General features: G+C 68.4%; 15 protein-coding genes. 13 read left to right on the plus strand and 2 right to left on the minus strand.

Annotation, left to right across the window (positions count from 1 at the left end):
• The 5 genes from VF536_RS20495 to VF536_RS20515 all read left to right on the plus strand — a co-directional run.
• Positions 1-258: isoaspartyl peptidase/L-asparaginase (locus tag VF536_RS20495; RefSeq protein WP_331616723.1), on the plus strand; the 258-nt coding region annotated here is incomplete at its 5' end.
• 140 nt (positions 259-398) lie between these two features.
• Entirely contained in the window at positions 399-1,502 is a 1,104-nt protein-coding gene (locus tag VF536_RS20500) for an enoyl-CoA hydratase/isomerase family protein (protein ID WP_331616736.1), read from the plus strand.
• Between the two features lie 198 nt (positions 1,503-1,700).
• The gene (locus VF536_RS20505; RefSeq protein WP_331616724.1) at positions 1,701-3,767 is read left to right on the plus strand and encodes a TonB-dependent receptor; all 2,067 of its coding nucleotides are present in this window, start codon (positions 1,701-1,703) and stop codon (positions 3,765-3,767) included.
• A 176-nt stretch (positions 3,768-3,943) separates the two neighbouring features.
• Positions 3,944-4,588, plus strand: a complete 645-nt coding sequence (locus VF536_RS20510) for a hypothetical protein (protein WP_331616725.1) — start codon at positions 3,944-3,946, stop codon at positions 4,586-4,588.
• Entirely contained in the window at positions 4,585-4,971 is a 387-nt protein-coding gene (locus tag VF536_RS20515; RefSeq protein ID WP_331616726.1) for a hypothetical protein, read from the plus strand. The genes VF536_RS20510 and VF536_RS20515 overlap by 4 nt, the downstream gene beginning before the upstream one ends.
• Before the next feature lie 66 nt (positions 4,972-5,037).
• Here VF536_RS20515 and VF536_RS20520 read toward each other — a convergent pair whose 3' ends face one another.
• Positions 5,038-5,706, minus strand: a complete 669-nt coding sequence (locus VF536_RS20520) for a PEP-CTERM sorting domain-containing protein (protein ID WP_331616727.1) — start codon at positions 5,704-5,706, stop codon at positions 5,038-5,040.
• A gap of 284 nt (positions 5,707-5,990) precedes the next feature.
• Between VF536_RS20520 and VF536_RS20525 the strand changes: the two genes are divergently transcribed.
• The 8 genes from VF536_RS20525 (at position 5,991) to VF536_RS20560 (ending at position 18,868) form a co-directional block, all read left to right on the plus strand.
• On the plus strand, positions 5,991-8,243 hold the full coding sequence (locus VF536_RS20525; RefSeq protein ID WP_331616728.1) for a hypothetical protein: 2,253 nt from the start codon (positions 5,991-5,993) through the stop codon (positions 8,241-8,243).
• A gap of 84 nt (positions 8,244-8,327) precedes the next feature.
• Positions 8,328-9,284: a peptidylprolyl isomerase gene (locus tag VF536_RS20530; RefSeq protein ID WP_331616729.1), complete on the plus strand. Its 957-nt coding sequence runs from the start codon at positions 8,328-8,330 to the stop codon at positions 9,282-9,284.
• Positions 9,285-9,292: 8 nt separating this feature from the next.
• Entirely contained in the window at positions 9,293-10,285 is a 993-nt protein-coding gene (locus tag VF536_RS20535) for a HupE/UreJ family protein (RefSeq protein ID WP_331616730.1), read from the plus strand.
• An 11-nt stretch (positions 10,286-10,296) separates the two neighbouring features.
• Positions 10,297-10,926, plus strand: a complete 630-nt coding sequence (locus VF536_RS20540; RefSeq protein WP_331616731.1) for a putative 2OG-Fe(II) oxygenase — start codon at positions 10,297-10,299, stop codon at positions 10,924-10,926.
• Positions 10,923-13,712 (plus strand): fused MFS/spermidine synthase, encoded by a 2,790-nt coding sequence (locus VF536_RS20545; protein ID WP_331616732.1) that lies wholly within the window; start codon positions 10,923-10,925, stop codon positions 13,710-13,712. Before VF536_RS20540 ends, VF536_RS20545 begins: the two co-directional genes overlap by 4 nt.
• Positions 13,713-13,891: 179 nt before the next feature.
• On the plus strand, positions 13,892-14,962 hold the full coding sequence (locus VF536_RS20550) for a hypothetical protein (protein ID WP_331616733.1): 1,071 nt from the start codon (positions 13,892-13,894) through the stop codon (positions 14,960-14,962).
• 668 nt (positions 14,963-15,630) lie between these two features.
• Complete coding sequence (locus VF536_RS20555; protein ID WP_331616734.1) at positions 15,631-17,787, plus strand: TonB-dependent receptor domain-containing protein; 2,157 nt, start codon at positions 15,631-15,633, stop codon at positions 17,785-17,787.
• A 721-nt stretch (positions 17,788-18,508) separates the two neighbouring features.
• Positions 18,509-18,868, plus strand: coding sequence for a hypothetical protein (locus tag VF536_RS20560; protein ID WP_067281747.1), 360 nt, complete (start codon positions 18,509-18,511; stop codon positions 18,866-18,868).
• 111 nt (positions 18,869-18,979) lie between these two features.
• Here VF536_RS20560 and VF536_RS20565 read toward each other — a convergent pair.
• Positions 18,980-20,920, minus strand: a 1,941-nt coding sequence (locus tag VF536_RS20565) for a penicillin acylase family protein (RefSeq protein WP_331616735.1), incomplete at its 5' end; no start/stop codon positions are given.

Below are 20,920 nucleotides of genomic sequence, written 5' to 3' on the forward strand. Positions count from 1 at the left end.
ACCGGCACCGGTGAAGCCTTCATCCGCGCCGCCGCGGCGCACGAGGTCGGCGCGCTGATGCGCATCGGCGGCCTGCCGCTGGCGGACGCCTGCGCCCGCGTCGTGTTCGAGGAACTGCCGGCGGTGGGCGGCGACGGCGGATTGATCGCGGTCGACAATCTGGGCAACGTTTGGCTCGGTTTCAACACTGAGGGCATGTACCGCGGCTGGGTCGAGGCGGGCGGTGTGCCGGTCGTCGGCGTCTACCGGAACGAATGAGCCGGTGTCGCGCCGCCGCCCGCCGCCCAGCCGCGCGGCGATGTTATGGTGCTCGCCGCATTGATTGGCAATGAGCTGCTGGCCGCGTGGCGCCGCCCCGCAGCTTCTATGAGTGGAGAGATGTCGCTGTGATTCCGTCGCTGCAATCCGAAGGGCTGGTCCTGGCCGAGGTCAACGGCTGCCTGGGCCTGATCACCTTGAACCGTCCGCAGGCGCTCAACGCGCTGACGCTGCCCATGATCCGCGACCTGACCGCGCTGCTGACGGCGTGGGCGAAGAATCCCGCGATCCAGGCGGTCGCGCTGATCGGCGCCTGCCGGGAGGGCAAACCCGCGGCGTTCTGCGCCGGAGGCGACATCCGTTTCTTCCATCAGGCGGCGCTGGCCGGCGGTGACGCGATGAAGGCGCTGGACGCGTTCTTCACCGAGGAATACGCGCTCAACCACCTGATCCACGAGTTCCCCAAACCCTGCATCGCGTTGATGGACGGCGTCGTGATGGGCGGCGGGATGGGCATCAGCCAGGGCGCGCGGCTGCGCGTGCTGACGGAGCACTCCAGGCTGGCGATGCCCGAGACCAACATCGGTCTGTTCCCTGACGTGGGCGGCGGCTACTTCCTGTCGCGCTGCCCCGGCCACAGCGGCGAATGGCTGGCGCTGACCGGACAGGTCATCGGCGCGGGCGACGCGATCGAGCTCGGCCTGGGCGACGTCTTCGTCCGGAGCAGCGAACTGCCGGCGATCGTCGAGGCCCTGCGGACCGGCGTGCAGGACAACGCCGAGCACGTGGTCGCGACGGTGATGGAGCGCGTGGACCTGGCGCCGGCTGCCGAGCACTGGAACGCGCGCGCGCAGATCAACCGGCACTTCTCGGCGGCCTCGGTGCCGGCGCTGTTCGCCTCGCTGGAAGCGGACGCCGATCCCTGGGCGCAGCAGACGCTGGCGACGCTGAACCGGCGTTCGCCGCTGATGATGGCGGTCACGCTGGAGCAGGTCCGACGCGCAGCGACGATGAGCCTGGCCGACGACCTGCGCATGGAGCGAGATCTGGTGCACCACTGCTTCCACCTGCGGCCCGGCGCGGCCAGCGAGACGGTGGAGGGCGTGCGCGCGCTGGCGGTCGACAAGGACCATGCGCCGAAATGGAACCCGGCCCGCGTGGAGGACGTGACGCGCGCCGACGTCGAGGCCTTCTTCCGGAGCCCGTGGAAGCCTTCCGAGCATCCGCTGCGCGCGCTCGACTGAGCGAAGGTCCACGGATCGCCCGCGCTGTCCCTCGAGGGAGTGACGGGCAACACCCGACCCCGCGTTTTCAGAGAATCTTCACAACGCCTTCCTAGAGTCGCCGGTCTTCGCACGCCATGTGCGAGTTGATGTCGGAGCGACGGACGGATGACGATCAGGCGAGGGCCCAGGGCCGCGAACAGGACGCGCGTAGGCGCGATGGTGTTGGCGGTCTGCGGCCCCGCGTGTGCCCAGATATCAGGGATCGTCGCCAAGGAGGAGCCGGTCACGCTCGATCGCGTCGAGCTCAACGGCCGCCACTACGACAACGCCATCGGCACGACGGACGCCGCCTCGCAGGGGGCGGTGCGCGCCGAGCTGCTGAAGAGCCGCCCGGCGCTGCGCCCGGGCGAGGTGCTCGAATTCGTGCCGGGGCTGATCGTCACGCAGCACAGCGGGGACGGAAAGGCGAACCAGTATTTCCTGCGCGGCTTCAACCTCGACCACGGCACCGACTTCGCCACGACGGTCATGGGACTGCCGGTCAACATGCCCAGCCACGCGCACGGGCAGGGCTACTCGGACCTCAACTTCCTGATCCCCGAACTGGTCGAGCGCATCGACTACCGCAAGGGCCCGTACTTCGCCGGCAACGGCGACTTCGCGGCGGCGGGGTCGGCGGACATCGGCTACTTCCGCCAGCTCGACGATCCGTTCGTCGCGTTGACCTTGGGGGAGGGCAAATACCGGCGCGGTCTGGCGGCGGGGTCGACGGACATCGGCGGCGGCATGCAGCTGCTCGGTGCCGTCGAGGCGATGCGCAATGACGGTCCCTGGAAGCTGCCCGAGGATCTGAACCGTCGCAACATCGTGCTGAGCCTGTCGGGCGGCACCGGCGGAGCGCGTGGCGCGAACGGCGACCGCTGGCGCGTCGGGCTGATGGACTATCGCGCGGACTGGACCTCGACGGACCAGGTGCCGCAGCGCCTGATCGATGCCGGCACCTTCAATGGCCGGCCGTTCGGCCGCTTCGATGCGGTCGATCCGAGCGACGGCGGCGACACGCGCCGCAGCAGCCTGTCCGCCGATTGGCAGCGCGACGCCGATGGCTCGAGCACGCGCCTGGCCGCCTATGCGATGGCCTACGAACTGGCGCTGTACTCCAACTTCACCTACGCGATGGAGCGTCCCGAGGCCGGCGACCAGTTCGCGCAGAAGGACGACCGCAAGGTCTACGGTCTGAGCGGCAGTCACGCGTTCGATCACACACTGGTCGGCCTGCCGGCGCGCTCGGAGTTCGGTTTCCAGGTGCGACAGGACCGGGCGCGCGTCGGGCTCTTCAACACGGTGGCGCGCGCGGTCGTCGACCCGGCGACCGATACGACGCGCGACGACGATGTGCGCGAAACGATGTCCGGCGTCTACGGTCAGACCAGTGTCGAACTCGCGCCGTGGGCGCGCGCCGTGATCGGCGTGCGCGCGGACCAGGGGCGCTTCCGCGTGGACCATCGCGCGGGCGAAGGCAACTCCGGCAACGCGCGCGATACGCTGGTGTCGCCGAAGTTCTCGCTGGTGCTGGGACCGTGGGCGAAGACGGAGTTCTTCGTCAACGCCGGCCGCGGCTTCCACAGCAACGACGCGCGGGGCGTGACCAGCGCGGTCGACCCCGCGCAGGGCCTGGTGAAGGCCAAGGGCTACGAGCTCGGCCTGCGCAGCGAGATCGTGCCGGGACTGCAGAGCTCGATCGCGCTGTGGAAGCTGGACTTCGATTCGGAGCTGGTCTACGTCGGCGACGCCGGCGCGACCGAGGCCAACCGGCCGAGCAGGCGGCGCGGCATCGAATGGAACAACCGCTACGTGCCGCTGCCCTGGCTGCTGATCGACGCGGACCTCGCGTGGACGCATGCGCGCTTCTCCGATGCGGATCCCGCGGGGAATCGCATCCCGAATGCAGTCGACAAGGTCGCCTCGATGGGCGTGACGGTGCGCGAGCTCGGCCCCTGGTCGGCGAGCCTGCAATGGCGCTACCTTGGCAGCGGTGCGCTGATCGAGGACAACAGCGTCCGCTCGCATTCGTCGTTGACCACCAACCTGCGCGTCAGCCGGCGCTTCGGCGCGAAGACCGAACTGACGCTCGACGTCTTCAATCTCTTCGACCGCAAGGTCAACGACATCGAGTACTTCTACGAATCGCAGCTGCCCGGCGAAGCCGCGCCGGTCGCCGATCGCCACGTGCATCCGGCGGAGCCGCGCACGCTGCGCGTCACGCTCCGCCGCAGCTTCTGACGCGACGCTGAATCAATGACCTCTTCTGCGTAGACGCAGGGGGAGTGACCTACTTCAATCAACGCCCCCCATCAGAACGCCCTTTGGAGGGAATCGACAAACGCCTCTTCGCTCCGACACTGCATGCATTCGAGCCGTGAGCTCGATGCTTGTTGAAGTAGTGAAGGAGAGACGCCATGGGGTTTGCAGACGTGGAATATGAGTTGGAGTTGGAATTGGAGATGGAGCCGGAGACGGACTCGCTGGAAGAGCGAGTGACCGAGCCGGTGACGGATTCCGGTATCCCAGCGAAGCCGGTGGGCCGGACGCCGGTTGTGGCAGATGAGGATTGGATGCGTGGCCTGGCCCCGCTGCTGAGGGTCTTGCGCGATCCGGAGACGATGTTCGGTGCGTCGTCCGATCGCAGGCCGGAGCCGCGCCGGCCTGTTGATTGGGAGGCTGCACCTCAGCAGATTCAGGACTGCTTCGAGTACTGGGAGGCAGCTTGCCCGGATGTGCTGCTCCATCTGATGATGGCCGCCGACCTGCTGCGTGAACGTGCAGTGAAGATCTGTCGCGGCGAGGTGCAGATCACGATCCTCGAGCACGAAGATCTCTCGCCAGGCATCTTCATGGAACTGAGCATCGATGCGAGCTCGATGCAGGCCATGACGCTCACTCATGAGTTGGATCGCCGCGCCTTCGACATGGAGCTGGCTTGTGACGGCTTCGTGTTCTGTTTCATGGACGGTGAAGGCGGTGATGACGACGACCTGGAGGGGGACGCGGTCCCCGTCTTCGCCTCGTTGAACTCTGCGATGCGAGAGGAAGAATGCGCATGACCACGACACCTGAAGATCTGAAGTCGGTGGCGGAAGCGCTGTCCATCCAAGAAATCGAGGCGTGGCAGCGTTCTGCCATTTCGCGGGCGTACTACGCCAGCTTTCATCGATGCCTGGAGTGGGAATCCGGGCTGCCGAAGAAGGCGTCCGTCAATCGACAGAAGGGTGGTGAGCATCAGCAGTTGCTCAATCGTTTGAGGAAGCCGAACGCCAGCTGTTCCGAAAAGGAGAAGCAGCTCTCGATCAAGCTTCATAGCCTGCTGCGGTCACAGCGGGAACGACGGGTCAAGGCGGATTACAGGATTGATGAGGATGTGAGCCGCAAGGAGATGCGGCGGCAGCTTGCGGACGCGCGACAACTGTTCCGCGCTTGCGGCGACTGACCGCGATCAATGCGCCTCCCGGCGCATTGATCGTCGTTGCGGGGCCGGGGAGGCCCCGGTGATGATTTACTTCGACTGCTTACGCCGCGCCACGAACCCGACGGCTGCGAGGCCGGCGAGCATCAGCGCGTAGGTGTGCGGCTCCGGCACCGCCGAGATGCCGATGTTGTCGATCGCGCCATTCAGTTCGCCGCTGAACACCAGCGAGCGCGCCACGCCGGTGAAGCTCACCGACGCCAGGTCGAAGTGGCAGTACGACGAATCCGAGCAGCCCGTCTGCGCGTTGTTGAGCAGCGAGAACGAGCCCAGGATGGAGCCCGTGCCGTTCAGGCCGCTGTAGATCGTGACCGCGCCGGCCAGCGCGCTCGCCGACGAATAGAACAGCGACACCTCGCCGGTGAAGCCCTTGGCGACGTTCATCAGGCCGGTCTCGCCCATGTTGTTGAACATCACGCCGCCCATCGTCGGGGCGTTGCTGAAGTAGTTGCCGCTCGGGCTGTCGGCCAGGCCGTCGTTGGCCAGACCCAGGATCGAGCCGCTGAACGACACGCCCAGGTTGGTCCCGCTGGCGCCGGCGGAGTCGGTGCCGCCGTTGTAATAGTCGGCGACCGAGGCGAAGCTCGTCGGACCGTCGAAGTCGATCCAGGCGTTGGCGGCGTGGGCCGGCGCCGCGGACAGGGCGAGGGCCGACAGCGCGGCCAGGGACATCAGGACGGGGGAAGCAGTACGCTTCATGGAGGTTCTCCGGTGGGGGTCAGGGGTTGCCTCCCGCATGCAGACCCGCGCGGATCCGGCCTGCACGTCGAGACGCGTCGCCCGGCAGTCTCGAATCCGTCCAAGGCAGTCGCGTGACGGAAGTCTCACTCCACGGGTTTCCCGCGTCCCTGGTTTCAGGGGACGCGATTCCGGGACCTGCCACGGCGCTGTCACGGCTCGGTCAAGCCGGCTTTCTACGCTCCGCGTGACTTTTTCCTCACCTGATCCTCACCCGGTCCTCGCGGACACCTGGAGCACCCACCATGCGCTTCCCCTTCGCCCGACGCGATGTCGCCCTCGCGGCGCTCGCCGCCCTCGGTTCCCTCTCGCTGTCCACCGTGCCGGCGCCGGCCGCCGCCGCGGGCAAGACCCCCGGCCGCTACGTCAGCGGCGACTTCCACAACCACACCACCTGCTCCGACGGCTCGATCTCGATGCAGAAGCTGGTGAAGAAGGTCACCGACAAGCAGGACACCCCCTGGGGCCTGGACTGGTTCGTGCAAGCCGGCCACGGCGGCAACGGCAACCGCAACTGCACGCTGGTCGAGGACGCCTCGCTGTCCACGCCGGCCTATCCCTTCGTGCAAGGCCAGGGCCCGACGACGACCTGGACCGCCAGCATCGGCGCGGCCGCGATCAAGGGCGACGGCGGCGGCATCGGCGGCAACGGCAACATGTGGCGCTGGCAGTCGCTCCAGGAGTTCCAGTACCCGGTGCTGGAGTACCTGGCGGTCGCCAAGAACGTCCCGCTGTTCATCGGCATGGAGTCGGTCGTCGCCGGCCATGAGCACAGCTCGATGTCCATCGTGACCGGCCAGATGCCCACCGGCATCGACACCGTCACGCTGCCCGCCAGCGGCAGCTTCTCCGCCCTGGGCAACGCCGACGCGCTGGCGCAGTGGTCCTACTGCTTCGACCGCGGCGACACCGACCGCAGCCGCGGCAACGTCACCGGCTCCAACGTGGGCAACAACTGGAACTGCGCCGTCGCCGGCAGCAACAGCCAGTCCGACGTGAGCTGGAACACGCAGGCCCAGAAGCTGATGCCCGCCGGCGGCGCCGGCACCGGCACGCGCGGCCACCAGAAGACGGTCGAGGCGCTGAAGTGGATGGCGCAGAACCATGGCAACGCCAGCTACTACGTGCCGGCCCACCTGGAGCGCGCCGGACCGTTCTACGCCGACGGCAACCAGGGCTTCAACGTCGAGCACCTGCGCAACTTCAACAACGCCGCGCCCGGCATCGCCTTCGGCTTCGAGTCGCAGCCGGGCCACGGCGCCTCGGCCAACCGCGGCGAGTACCAGGTCAACCGCAACACCTTCGGCAGCGAGAAGGTGGACTCGGTCGGCGGCACGACCTTCGGCGGCACCGGCGTGTACGCGGGCGTGGTCGGCGGCGTGTGGGACGCGCTGCTCGGCGAGGGCCGCAACTTCTGGTTCTTCGCCAGCTCCGATTGGCACAACCGCGGCAGCTTCGGTCCGGACGACCGCCGGTCGACGCAGGACTTCTACCCCGGCGAGTACCAGCGCACCTATGCGATGGTCCGCAACGGCACCGACAAGCTGCGCCCGCAGGCCATCGTCAACGGCCTGCGTTCGGGCAATGCCTGGTCGACGACCGGCCAACTGATCGACCGCCTGGCCGTGGTCGTCTGCGCGTCCTACGCCGGTCCCGGCGCGCGCAGCAGCGCCTCGGTCGAACAGCTCGCGCTGAACGCCGCCTCCGGCAACACCGACACCGACGTGACCGGCTGCGCCACGATGGGTGAGAAGCTGGTGGTGCGTCCGGGCGCCGAGCTGGTCGTCGCCGTCGCGGTCCGCGACCCGGCGGGCACGAACTACTCGCCGTACAGCTTCCCGAACCCGTCGCTGAAGCAGGTCAACATCGAGCAGCCGATCAACCAGCCGGTGCTGGACCACATCGACCTGATCCGCGGCCTGGTCAGCGGCTACCGCGCGCCGGGCTCGGCCGACTACGCCGGCGAATGGCCGCGCAACACCAACTGGCTGCGCACCGACGGCACGACCACCGGACTGGCCAGCGTGCCGGCCGCGGCGAAGAACACGACGGCCGCGGTGATCCGCACCTTCAACGGTGCCGGCTCGTCGCCGTGGGTCAAGGTGATCTCGGGCGCGGACAGCACGCAGTTCCTGAAGATGAGCTATCGCATCCCGGCGGTGGCGGCCTCGCAGTACGTGCGCCTGCGCGGCACCAACCTGCCGGCGTCGGTGCCCTTCGAGACCGACGGCAGCGGCAACCCGCTGGCCGACCTGTACACCAACGCCAACGACTCGACGAAGCTGCGCATCCCCTGCACGACGGTGGGCAGCAACGTCCCGGCCAACGGCACGACCTACACCGGCACGACGATCGACGGCTGCCCGAACCACCTGCCGACCGTCGGCGGCGTGAAGTACGTGGCCTACGACGTGGCGGCCTGGTCGGACCTCTGGTTCTACAGCAACCCCGTGTACATCGAAGTCAGCGGCTCCACGCAAGTGGCAGGCGTGAAGTAAGCCTTTCGCACTGAAGCCCTCGGCGCCGCGCGTTTCGACGCGCGGCGCGTTTCCATTTTCAGAAGTGATCCGATTGCCATGTCGATGACGATGCCCCCTGCGACCGAAACGCGCGCTGCTTCCACCTCTTCCTCGTCGTCCAAGGGCGGCTGGCCCGCGTGGACGCGCGAGCCGCTGCTGCACTTCCTGCTGCTCGGCGGCGTGCTGTTCGGCGTGGACCACGTGATGGTGGGCCGCGCGGACGATCCGATGCGCATCGTCGTGGGCCCCGAGGTCGACGCGGAGGCGACGCAGGTCTTCACCGCCTCGCGCGGCCGCGCGCCCGATGCGAAGGAGCTTGCCGCGCTGCGCCAGGTCTGGCTCGACAACGAGGTGCTGTACCGCGAAGGCCTCGCGCTGCAGCTCGACAAGGGCGACTCCGCGATCCGCGAGCGCGTGATCTTCAAGTCGCTCAGCATGATCGACGCCGGCGTGAAACTGCCGCCGGCCGACGACGCGCACCTGCGGGGCTGGTTCGAATCGCACCGCGAGAAGTACGACGATCCCGCCCGTTTCGACTTCGAGGAAGCGGTGCTGCCCGGCGACGCCGACGAGGCGGCCTTGCGTGCGTTCGTCGCGAAGCTGAACGGCGGCGTGAACGGTGGCGCGAACGGCGGCGCCTCCAACGATACCGGCGCGGGCCTGCGCGTCTTCAAGGGCCGGCCGCACGCCAACCTCGTGCAGAGCTACGGCGCGGATTTCGCCAAGGCGATCGAGTCGTCGACCGTCGGCGAGTGGCGCGTGTTCCGCACGGTGGAGGGTGGCAATCCGGCGTGGCGAGCGATGCGCCTGGTCTCGACGACGCCGGCCCGGCCTGGCGATTTCAACGTGCTGCGCGGCGTCGTGCTGCAGGACTGGACCGACGCGACGCTGTCTGAACAGCGCAGCGCGGCGGTGCTCGCGCTGAGCCGCAAGTACACGATCCGCAGGGACGCGGGCTCGACCGCTGCCACCACGGCGAAGGCGGCCTCGGGTGCCGCCGTCGGAGGCGATTCGCAATGAGCCGCTGGATGCGAGGAATCCTCCGCCTGCTGATGGTGGCCGCCGCGATCGCGGGCGGCGGCGCGCAGGCGCACGAGATGAGCATGGCCGAGATGCAGGTGCGCGAGACCGCGCCCGGCGAGTTCATCTGGCAATGGACGGCGAGCGAGAAGCGCGCCGCCGACGAAGTGCTCGCGCCGACATGGCCGGAAGGCTGCACGGCGGACGGCCTGAACCTGCACTGCGGCAAGTCCGGCCTGACGGGCACGCTGACGATGGAGGGCGTGGGCCGGCAGTACTCGGCGGCGCTGGTGAAGGTGTTCTGGATCGACGGCCAGACCAGCGTCTACACGCTGACGGCCGGTCAGCCGTCGGTGCAGCTGTTCGGCTCTGCGCAGGACAGGCGCGGCATGGGCGAGATCGCCCGTGCCTACACGCTGCTGGGCGTGGAGCACATCCTGGCGGGCATCGACCATCTGATGTTCGTGATCGGGCTGCTGTTCCTGGTGGGTTTCCGACGCCAGCTGCTGTGGACGATCACCGCGTTCACCGCGGCGCACAGCCTGACGCTGGGCATGAGCGCGCTGGGCTGGCTGCAGCTGCGACCGCCGCCGGTGGAGGCCACGATCGCGCTGTCCATCGTGCTGGTCGCGTGCGAGGCGCTGAGGCCGTCACGAGCCGGGCATGTCGGCGGGCATGTCGGCAAAGGCGACGACGGCGACACGCTGGCGCGCCGCTGGCCGGCGCTGGTCGCCTTCCTGTTCGGCCTGGTGCACGGGCTCGGTTTCGCCGGTGCGCTGCGCGAGATCGGTCTGCCGGAGAACCACCTGCTGGTGGCGCTGCTGACCTTCAACGTCGGCGTCGAGATCGGCCAGCTGATGACGCTCGGCGCGTGCTGGGCGCTGTGGCGCGTGGCCGGCCGCTGGTCGTGGACCGGCCGGCTGCGCACGGCGCTGCTGTACCTGATCGGGTCCGCGGCGGCCTACTGGTCATGGCTGCGCATCGCGGCGATCGTCGGCTGAGGGGCTCGATGATGAACACCCCTGAAACCTTCAGCCTGTTCCCGACGCCCGTGATGCGTGTGCCGGGCGCCTTGCCGCCCGCGCTGGTCGCGGCGCTCGTGGACCACTTCAGCGCGAAGGCGATGCGGGACAACAACAGCTCGGCGAAGCTGGTGCACACGCGGATGCTGCAGCCGGGCGACAGCCCCTTGCTGGTCGACGTCGCGGCGCTGCTGGCGGGGCCGCTGTCGGAGTTCGGCGCGCTGCTCTTCGGCGAGCGCATGGCCTGGGGCGTCAAGGAGCTCTGGGTCAATGTGATGGCTCACGGCGGTCACCAGGCGATGCACAACCACGCCAACAGCTTTGCCTCGGGCATCGTGTACCTGACGGGCACGGACGAATCGTCGCGGACCGTGTTCATGAAGTCGCCGGGCGGGACCGATTTCAGCTTCAAGAACGACCACCCCGGGATGGTCGCGGGGCCGTTCAACGCGGAGAAGTGGATCAGCCCGTCGCCGTCGCCCGGCGACCTGGTGCTGTTCCCGAGCTACCTGATGCACGCCGTGCCGCCCAACGAGGGCCAGACGCGCATCAGTCTCGCGTTCAACGCGATCCCGGCGCGCCTGAACTCGTGGGGCTACACGGTCGGGTTCAGCGGATGACGGTGTCGACGAGGCCTGCCGTCGTCGACGTCGCCACGACGGCGTCGCGGCATCGCGCGCACGCGGTCGCGCTCGCGCTGATGGGACTGTCGGGTTTCGCGGGGCTGGGCTACCAGATGGTCTGGACGCAGCAATGCGCGCTGTGGCTCGGATTCGAGACCGCGGCCGTGCTGGCCGTGATCACGGCGTTCTTCGGCGGGCTGGCGCTGGGGGCGATCGCCTTCGGCGGACGGATCGAGCGATCGACGTCGCCATTGCGCTGGTACCTCGCCTGCGAGGCGGTGATCGGTCTGTGGGGGCTTGCGCTGATCGTGCTGATGCAACCGGTGGGCGATGCCGTCGAGCACTGGATCGGCGCGGAACCCGCCGCGTGGTGGCAGTGGACGGTGACCTTCGGCGCGAGTTTCCTCTTGCTGCTTCCAGCGACCGCTGCGATGGGCGCAACCTTGCCGGCGATCGAGCGGATCGTCGGTGCTGGTGCTGGTGCTGGTGCTGGTGCTGGTGCTGGTGCTGGCTCGGAGAAGCGTTCCATCGCCGGGCTCTACGCCGCCAACACGCTCGGCGCCGTGCTCGGCGTCCTGCTCGCGACGTTCTGGCTGGTGCCGGCGCTCGGACTCGCCGCGACAGCCGGTGTCTGCGTGGCAATGAACGCCCTGTGTGTGATCGGCGCGTGGATGTGGCTTCACTCCGCTAGGTCGAGCGCGGCCCTGCACGATGCATGGAGGCTCCCGTCCGGGACCTCCACGCACCGTTCCGGTCCCGCCAGCGCTCGCTGGACGCGGGCCTTGGCCTTGATGCCGCTCGCGCTCAGCGGCCTGCTGGGCATCGGGTACGAGGTCGTCGTCGTGCGCGTGCTCAGCCAGCTCAACGAGGACACCGTCTATACCTTCGCGTTGCTCCTGGCGGTGTACCTGGTCGGCGCATCCCTCGGCGCGGCAGGCTACCAGCGGTGGTGGCGACGAGGGGGGAAGCGACAGGACGAGGACCGGCTCTCGTCGTTGCTGCCCGGTGTCCTCGGCGCGACCTGTCTGATCGGCCTCGCTGCGCTGTGGGCTGCCCCTGCGCTGAAGAGCGGCGCCATCGACGCGCTCGGCACGGGCTTCCCCGCGGCGCTCAGCGCAGAGGCGCTGCTCGCCGTCGCCGCCTTCGGGCTGCCGACGCTTGTCATGGGCGCGTGGTTCAGCCATCTGAGTGCGCAGGCGATGGGGCAGGGCGTTGCGTTCGGACGGGCGCTTGCCGTGAACACGCTAGGCGCAGCCCTGGCAGCGCCGCTGTTCGGCGTCGCCATCACGCCCTGGTGCGGCCCGAAAGCAGCCTTGCTGCTGATCGCCGGCGGCTATCTGGCCGCGGCCGGGGTCGGTTCGAAGACATGGCGGCGTTCGACGACGACATCGATGACGGCGCCGGCGACGGCGACGGCGATTGCGGCGATTGCGACGATCGCCCTCGTCGTGATGGCTGTCTTCGGCGCACCGCTCGCATTCGTCGATGTGCCCGACGGCGCACGTCTGGTCAGCTACGCCGAGGGCAGCATGGCCGCGGTCAGCGTCGTCGAGGACGAGGCGGGCGTCGCGCGGCTGCGCATCAACAACCGGCAGCAGGAAGGTAGCAGCGCAAGCCTGTTCGTCGACGGGCGTCAGGCCTTGCTGCCCGTGCTGATGCACCCGTCGCCCCGCCGCGCGTTGTTCCTGGGATTGGGAACGGGTGCGACCTCAGGCGTCGCGGCGCAGGATGCATCGCTGCAGGTCGACGCCGTGGAGCTGCTGCCGGAGGTGATCGACGCGTCGCCGCTCTTCACGCGAGCCTTGGGGTTGGACGGCGCAACGCCGCGCCTCGTCGCGGCGGACGCGCGGCGGTTCGTGCGCGCGTCCGAGGCGCACTACGACGTGATCGTTTCGGACAACTTCCATCCGGCCCGCAGCGGCTCCGGCGCGCTCTACACCCGCGAGCACTTCGAGGCCGTGCGCGAGCGCCTCTCGCCGCGAGGGCTGTTCTGCCAATGGCTGCCGCTGCATCAGCTCGACCTCGACAGCCTGCGCAGCGTCACGCGCGCCTTCCTGGCCGTGTACCCCGATGCGATCGCGGTGCTGGCGGCGAACAGCCTGGAGACGCCGGTGATCGGGCTCGTGGGTCGACGCGATCCGATCACACCGCGTCCGACGGCGTCATCGACACCGACTCTGGCTGCGACTCCGACGCTGGCGTCCTGGCACGCGCGCGTTGAAGAAGCGCCTGCGCGACGCGATGGCCGCTCGATGGCCGACTTCGGACTCGACGACGAATTCGCGCTGCTCGGCAGCGTCGTCGCGGGACCGGGATCTCTCGCTACCTTCGCAGGCCGGATGTCGATGAACACGGACGATCGTCCGATCGTCGCGTACCTCGCGCCACGTCTCGTGTACGCGCCGACATCGACGCCGAAGGAGCGGCTCTTCGAGTTCCTGCATCAGGTCAGCGCCTCGCCGTCGGACGTCGGTGTGCAGTCCCCGGACGATTCACGTCGAATCACCGCGTACTGGCAAGCGCGCGATCGATTCCTGGAAGCCGGACGTTCCGCGCGTCCGGTGGCGGACCCTGCGGCGATGCTGGCGCAGGTGGGCGGGCCGCTGCTCGAGGCCGTGCGCCTGAGTCCGGATTTCCGACCCGCCTACGATCCGTTGCTGCAGATGGCCGTCGCGCTGGCGCCGCGCGACGCGGCGACGGCCAGCCGCGTCCTCAACGCGTTGCGCGAGGCGCAGCCTGCGCGTCCCGAAGCCGCGCAGGCGTTGCAATCAATGGGCCAGTGAGCGTCGCAGCGACGCTCGCAACTCTTTCGCAATGGCCCTCATGAGTATGTGCAGGGGGACTCACCTACTCGAAGTGATTTCCCCCATCGATTCGCCCTTCGAGGGGAATCGACAAAGGCGCATCTGATTCGACACTGCATGTCTTCCCGGGTCGTGGATCCGGATGCAGGAGTGGCTTGATGACGATGAATGTGCAGTGGGAGCGGGCGAGCAATCTGGTGATGCGTCTGCCCCCAGTAGGCCCGAGGCCCGTGGCCGAGTTTGATGAGGTCGTGGCGCTGTTGGCTGAGCCGACTGCGTTGTTCGGCCCGACGTCAGACATGTGCGACGGCACCTGCGCCGGTCGATCGGCGGGCGGGAACTGGTCTCGGATTGCGGAGGATCTCCGCGTGTTGCTGAATCGATACCACCTCCGTCATTCGCAGGCGATCCAGATGTTGCAGGTGGCGGCGCAGGTGCTTGTCGAGCATTCTTTGAAGCTCTGCAATTGTCCTCCGCGAGTGACGACGTCGCCATTTGGACTCGCTGCGCCGTCGATGCGCTACGAGTTGCAGATCGATGCGCCCGAACCTGTCGCGCGCGACCTCACGGAGGCGTATCTGGCGCGCTTGACCGCGATGGATCTCCAGATCGAAGGGGTGCGGATCTCCTTCAAGGGAAGCGGGAAGGGCGGTCAGCGAGACATGGCCATGTTGGAACGTGCGAAGCGGGTGGTGGCGAGTCTTCCGCCATTGGCGCCGAGGCCTCAAGTCGACTGTGCCGATCTGGCCGCGGTCCTTCTGGAGCCAAGCTCATTGTTCGGGGAGCCGAACGCGTCCAAGCGTATCGCCACCGACGAAGGGGCCTTGCTGGACGCAGAAACGCTGACCGAAGTGCTGAGTCAGATCACGTGCGTCCACAACCTGGCGTGCTCGACGATCATGGAGACCCTGCAGATGGCGGCCGCGCTGGCGCGAGAGCGGTCGATGCGGATCTGTGACGGCCAGAGTTTCAAGATCCAGATCTCGGATTTCGAGGATGAGGAGCTGAGCCTGCGGTACATCCTGCGCCTCGACGCGACCAGTGACGTCGCCTATGAACTTGATGATGAATTGCTCTGGCAGCTGTGCGAGCTCGACACGTGCCGCAGCGGCTTCGACTTTTCTTTTTCTGGTGAGTGGACGCGGAAGGATCGCCAATGCTCGCGCGAGGTGCCGGACGACCAGGAGCCGATGGGGGAGGGCGCACGAGATGCCAGTGTCCTGCCGTGACCTCTTGAGGCAAGCCAAGGAGTTGGAGGCGTCTCCCGAGGCCCGTCACCGCCTGTGTGCCGGCCGCGCCTATTACGCCTGCTATCACCGGTGCCAAGACTGGGAGAGGACATTGCCGCATTTGGGGAGCGTCCGGCCGGAAACGAAAGGGGTGCACCAGGAGCTCATCGACCGTCTGCGGCGACCTCACAAGAGTTGTTCCCCGGATCAGGTGAAGCGGTCGAAGTGGTTGGGCGCACGGCTCATTGAATTGCGCAACTTGCGCGCACGCGCGGACTACCAGCTTGAGGATGAACTGACAGAGGACGAAGCGGAGTCGCAGGTGGAAATGGCTGAAGCGGTCTTCAATCGATGCGACTGGGACCGCTGTCAGTCACGCTGAGCGTAGGACCTTGCTGTCGCGTGGCGCTTCGGCAAGTCCTGACCCCACCACTGTTCGCACAAGCCCCTTTCCCTTCACGGCTCGTTCACAAGACGGAAGTTCTGCTGCTACACTTTGTTGAGAATAATTCTCATCCGTTCTGTAAGTGTTTGAAGTTAAAAAGCAAAATGGCCCCCTCCGTCAAGTTCGAAGCTTTCAACGGTTCCGCCTTCTTCCCCTCATCAGCACCCTGATCGCGTCCGCCGCCTGGGCGGACGAGGCGCCTGCGACGCGCCCCGCGAGCGCGGTGGCGGCCCTGGCGCCCGCCGCGTTCGCCGCGTCGGCACCCACCGTCACGCTGTCGCAAGTCACCGTCTACGGCGTCCGCAGCGTCGCCCCGGGCAAGACGATGATCACCCCCAGCGAGATCGAGCGCCAGCAGGCGCTGACCGTCCAGCAGTTGCTCGACAACCTGCCGGGCGTCGACCTCAACGGCAGCTTCCGCCCCGGCGGCCAGAGCCTGAACATGTGGGGCTTCGGCGATGTCGAGGACATCCGCGTACAGCTCGACGGCGCCAACAAGGGCTTCGAGAAGTACCGGCAGGGATCGATCTTCATCGAGCCCGAACTGATCAAGCGCATCACCGTCGACAAGGGCGCGCACTCGGTGCGCTACGGCAACGGCGGCTTCGGCGGCACGGTGCTGGTCGAGAGCAAGGATGCCGAGGACCTGCTGCGCCCCGGCGAACGCATCGGCGGGCTGGCCAAGCTTGGCTGGGCGAGCAACGACGACCAGCGCATCGTGTCGGGCAGCGTCTTCGCGCGCGCCCAGCCCGGCACCGCGCTGCCCTGGCAGTTCCTGGTCGCCGTGACCGGCCGCGATTCCGGCAACCAGGAGCGCGCCGATCACACCGTCTACGAGTTTTCCGAGACCCACAGCCGCTCCGCGCTCGCGAAGCTGACGCTGCAGCTCGGCGAGAGCCGGTTGACGCTGTCCGACATCGAGGGCCGCAGCAAGGCCTGGGCGCCGTTCGCCGCCAAGCGCGATGAGGTGCCCGCACCGACGCCGGCCGAGATCGCGAAGTACGGCGAGCGCGAAGCTTGGCTGCGCAAGGTGCTGTGGCGCGACCAGACCGACCGCACGCAATCGCTGCTGTGGAGCTATGCGCCGGCGTCGCAGCCGCTGCTGGACTTGCAGGTGCGGCTGACCCAGTCGTCGAGCCGCCAGGACGACCAGCGTCCCGACAGCATCACCAGCGACTTCGCGGCCAGCCTCGGCAAGGAGAGCCACGCCACCTACCGCGACCGCCAGATCGACGTGACCAACACGGCGCGCTTCGACCTCGGCGGTGTGACGCACGCGCTGGCCACGGGCCTGCAGGCGCAGCGCCACGATCGCGACACGCTGATGTTCCTGCACACCCGCACGAAGGACGCCAGCTATAACTACGGCTGGCTGCAGCCGTACTACATGCCGTCCGGGGAGCAACGCACCGTGTCCGGCTGGGTGGAGGACGAGTTGCGCCTGGGCGCCTGGACCGTCACGCCGGGCCTGCGCTACGACCAGGTCCGCACGGCGGGGCAGCCGAACTTCGCGCCGCGCTACAACGATCCGTCTGCGGGCCACGACTACAGCGCCGTCCATCACAGCGGCTGGTCGCAGCACCTGTCGGCGAAGTGGCAGGCCACAGTCGCCACGGCGCTGTTCGCGGACGCCGGCAAGACCTGGCGCGCGCCGGTCATCGACGAGATCTTCGAGGTCCAGTCCGCCGCGAGCAGCGCCCCGGCGACCAGCCGCGGCCTGCGCAAGGAACGCGTCACCGCCTTGCGCGGCGGCCTGAAGCACGAGCGCACCGACTGGCTCAGCAGCGGCGACGCGCTGGCCGCGACCTTCACCGTGTTCCGCAACCTCGTGCACGACAACATCCACAAGCGTTTCGGCATCTTCGTCGAGCCCGGCACCGAGCGTCCGCCCAACCTGCCGTTCTACCGGAACCTGCCCGGCTACCGCAGCGAAGGCGCGGAGGCGGAGACCCATTACGAGCAGCGACGCGGCTTCGCCAGCGTGTCGCTGGCCTGGATGCGCGGGGAGCATCGCGGATCCATCCGCGACCCGTGGGCCACGAAGAACCAGCCGCTGATCGACATCGGCGCTCCCAAGGCGGTCGTCGTGATCGGCGGGAAGTGGCCGTCGCTGGGACTGGCCGCCGGCTGGCAGGGCAAGTTCGTCGCGGCGCAGAACAAGGTGCCGGACGACGAGGTCGTGCCGTACGCGCTGCCGCCGGCCAAAGGCTACGGGCTGCACGGGCTCTTCGCGCAATGGCAGGGCCGGGGCGTGTGGGCGGACACGAAGGTGCAACTCGCGGTCGACAACCTCTTCAACCGCAGCGTGCAGCCCTATCTGGCCGAGCAGGTCTACGCGCCGGGCCGCAATATCAAGCTGACGTTCAGCCAACGCCTGTGAAGGCGAGGGCGGTCCGACCCGACGGACCGCCCCCCGATGACATCGAGGAAAACGGGCGTGGAGCGCCCGGATGCACCGCGCCCGGCCAGGTCGGTCGTGACCTTCGGCACGCGGAACGCCCGCGGCAAGCCCTGACCCCTCAAGCGTGGGGGCGCGTTCTGCAAGCGCTTTCCTGACACTCCGCGACAAGCGGCCGAAGCGTCGTCTCCTCCACTCTCGGGACTTATTCATGAGCAGATCCGGCGTGCGTGTCGTCGACATGACGGCGCGCCTGGGCGGCCTGGCCATCGGTCAGACCGGCGCGACCTTGTCCACCACGGAATCCCGGCAGGCGATCGCGCTGAGCGCGACGCCCGGCATGCCCACCATCGACTGGGTGCGTCCGCCGTATCCCAACGACGACCTCGCCGCCGCCGACGGCCCTGCCGGGCTGCTGGTGATCGTCGGTCCGGGCTCGGTCCACGGCGTGCTGGACCTGCTGCGCCGCGCCTGGGCCGCCGAGGTGCCGGCCGTGCGCCTGCTGCTGATGCCCAGCGCCATCGTCGAGGAAATGACCTTCGTCCCGATGGTGACGGCGGCCACGCCCTCCACGCTGCTCTACCGGCTGCCCGACAGCAGCCCGGAGACGCTGTGGTTCGTCCTCATCGAGGAATTCAACAAGCTGACGAGCCGCTTCGGGCTCACCTCCCTGCAACCTTCCCCCTCCTTGAACCAAGACACCATGAGCAATCTGAAGCAGTCCATCGACGCCGCCATGACCATCGACGGCGCCCTGGCCGCCGCGCTGGTCGATTTCCGCAGCGGCATGTGCCTGGCCCAGGCCGGCACCGCCGTGAACCTGGACCTGGCCGCCGCCGGCAACACGCAGGTCGTGCGCGCCAAGCTGCAGACCATGGAGTCGCTGGGCCTGCGCAAGGGCATCGAGGACATCCTCATCACGCTGACGGACCAGTACCACCTGATCCGCCTGGTGCCCAACAACGCCGGCCTGTTCCTGTACCTGGTGCTGGACAAGAACAAGGGCAACCTGGCCCTGGCCCGCTACAAGCTGACCGAGATCGAACGCGCGCTGCAGGTCTGATCCGGACGTTCCACCACCCGATCGCTCCCGCGATCGGGTGCCACGGCCGGCCGCGCCGCCTCGATGTCGAGGCGGTCGGCCGGCTGTGTCGTTGTGGGCCCGCGTTCCGGGTTACTCGCTGATCGTCTTCGTCGAGAAGGCCGTGTCCTTCGCGATGTCGGCCTCGGAGAAGGGCACCTTCTGCCACTGCCCCGCGCTGTAGGCGCGCGTGTAGTCGCTGTAGTGCGCCGAGGCCGGATCGTCCGACTGCGAGAAGGTCAGGAAGGTGTAGGCCTCGACGCCCCCGCCGGGGAAGCGCACCACCTGCATGTAGCTGTTGGCGCTGGTCGCGGTGTTGAGGTCGTAGCCGCCCTGGTCCAGCCGGCTGAGCGCGCAGGCCACCGTGTAGTAGCCCTGCGGCTGTCCGCAGCCGCCGAAGAGCGGGATCTTCTCGGCGCCGCGCGTGGCGAAGAGCGTCTCGCCGCGCGTCGCGTTGAGCGCGAAGCCGCTGGCCTGCACGCGCAGGATCGCCGCACCGAAGGCCTGCTGCAGCGTCGTCTTCACGGCGGGGTTCAGGTCGCGCGGCGTGTGCAGCGGATCGGCGCTGCTGAAGGGCACCGCGAACAGCGTGGCCTCGGGAATGCGCGAGGCGCGCGTCCAGAACTCATCCCACACATGCGCACCGCGTGAGGCGAGCAGCGCCTTGCCGTCCCAGGCCTGCAGTACCGCGCAGGCCTCGGTCGGATCGACGGTGCGCGCCGGGCTGAAGGTCTCGCCGGTGGCCGGGTCGCCGCTGACGGTGAAGGCCGTCGGCGGCGCGCAGAACATCGCGACCGCCTGGTCGCGGAAGAGCTCCGAGGTCAGCGTGCGGCTGTTGAGGACCATGGCGCGCACGGTCTCGCTGGTGGCCTTGTTGCCGGCATACCCGTCGGTGCCGGCCAGCCGTCCCTGCGCCAGCAGATGGGCCAGACGCGTGCGGAAGCTGATCGAGGCCGTGCCCGCCGGACCGAGGATGTCCGGGAAGCCGGTCAGCGGCGCGGCGGTGTTGGCGAGCCAGTAGCTGTCGTTGCTGTTGAGCACGTAGTCGTCGCGCAGCAGGCTGGGCATGCGGGCGGGGCCGAGCGCGCCGGGCTGCTTCGAGTCCGGATCGCTCTGCCAGTCGCAGCTGCTCTTGGAGCCGTCGAGCACCGGCGTGCGCGGCAGCGCGGCGCTGAGCGCGTTCGTCAGCGGCGTGGCGCAGCTCGCGAGCTGCGCGGCGGAGACGTTGGGCATCGCGCCGATGTCGGCATACCAGGCCTGACCCGCGCCGCGCGCGACGGCGACGGTATTGACCCAGGGGATGGCGGCCTCTTCGCGCTGGATGGTCTGGAACTCCTCGAGCGTCTTGGCCTGGCTCCAGCGCATCCACACGCGGAACACGCGGAAGTTGTCGCCGTTGATGTCCCGGATCGCAAACGCGGTGTTCGTGGTCCAGCCCAGCGCCGCGTTGAGCGGCGCGAGGTTGACGATCGGACCGTATTGCGACTCGTAGAGCGTGCGCGACACCGGCGCGACGCTGCCGTCGGCCTGCTTGACCTGCACGGTGATGGCGCGGGCGGTCATCTTCACGGCGGCGCCGTCGCGCTGGTAGCTGGTCGGGTCGCCGGGCGTCAGCGTGAGCTGGAACAGGCCGTAGCGGCGCGCGGCGGAGACGGTGTGGCTCCAGGCGACGTTGTCGTTGTAGCCGATGAGCACGATGGGCTGGGCGAGGAAGGAGGCGCCGGCGACGTTGAGTTCGCCGGGCACGGTCAGGTGCGCCTGGTAGAAGCGGTCCGGGCCGCGCCAGTACCAGTGCGGATTGCCGAACAGCAGCGGACTCGCGTCGCCCGTGCCCGCGGTGCCGAAGCCGATCATGTTGCTGCCGACGCCGTCGTTGCCGCCGACCTGGAAGTCCGGCAGATGCGCGGTGGCGATGGTGATCGGCCGGAGCGCCGCGTCGCGTGCGCGCCGTCCGGTGTTGGACTTGCGGACCGCTCCGGTGCCTGCTGCGGCCATCGCGGTCGAAGCCATCGTGGGCGTGGCGGCCGCGGGTGC

Origin of the sequence: Roseateles sp. (assembly GCF_036486225.1) — a bacterium.
Lineage (GTDB): Bacteria > Pseudomonadota > Gammaproteobacteria > Burkholderiales > Burkholderiaceae_C > Roseateles.

Bases quoted from the DNA above. Each gene is read 5' to 3' on its own strand.
- VF536_RS20560 (WP_067281747.1), top strand. From the start codon at position 18,509: ATGAGCAATCTGAAGCAGTCCATCGACGCCGCCATGACCATCGACGGC.
- VF536_RS20545 (WP_331616732.1), top strand. From the start codon at position 10,923: ATGACGGTGTCGACGAGGCCTGCCGTCGTCGACGTCGCCACGACGGCG.
- VF536_RS20510 (WP_331616725.1), top strand. From the start codon at position 3,944: ATGGGGTTTGCAGACGTGGAATATGAGTTGGAGTTGGAATTGGAGATG.
- VF536_RS20540 (WP_331616731.1), top strand. From the start codon at position 10,297: ATGAACACCCCTGAAACCTTCAGCCTGTTCCCGACGCCCGTGATGCGT.
- VF536_RS20515 (WP_331616726.1), top strand. From the start codon at position 4,585: ATGACCACGACACCTGAAGATCTGAAGTCGGTGGCGGAAGCGCTGTCC.
- VF536_RS20530 (WP_331616729.1), top strand. From the start codon at position 8,328: ATGACGATGCCCCCTGCGACCGAAACGCGCGCTGCTTCCACCTCTTCC.
- VF536_RS20520 (WP_331616727.1), bottom strand. From the start codon at position 5,706: ATGAAGCGTACTGCTTCCCCCGTCCTGATGTCCCTGGCCGCGCTGTCG.
- VF536_RS20505 (WP_331616724.1), top strand. From the start codon at position 1,701: ATGGTGTTGGCGGTCTGCGGCCCCGCGTGTGCCCAGATATCAGGGATC.
- VF536_RS20525 (WP_331616728.1), top strand. From the start codon at position 5,991: ATGCGCTTCCCCTTCGCCCGACGCGATGTCGCCCTCGCGGCGCTCGCC.
- VF536_RS20535 (WP_331616730.1), top strand. From the start codon at position 9,293: ATGCGAGGAATCCTCCGCCTGCTGATGGTGGCCGCCGCGATCGCGGGC.
- VF536_RS20550 (WP_331616733.1), top strand. From the start codon at position 13,892: ATGACGATGAATGTGCAGTGGGAGCGGGCGAGCAATCTGGTGATGCGT.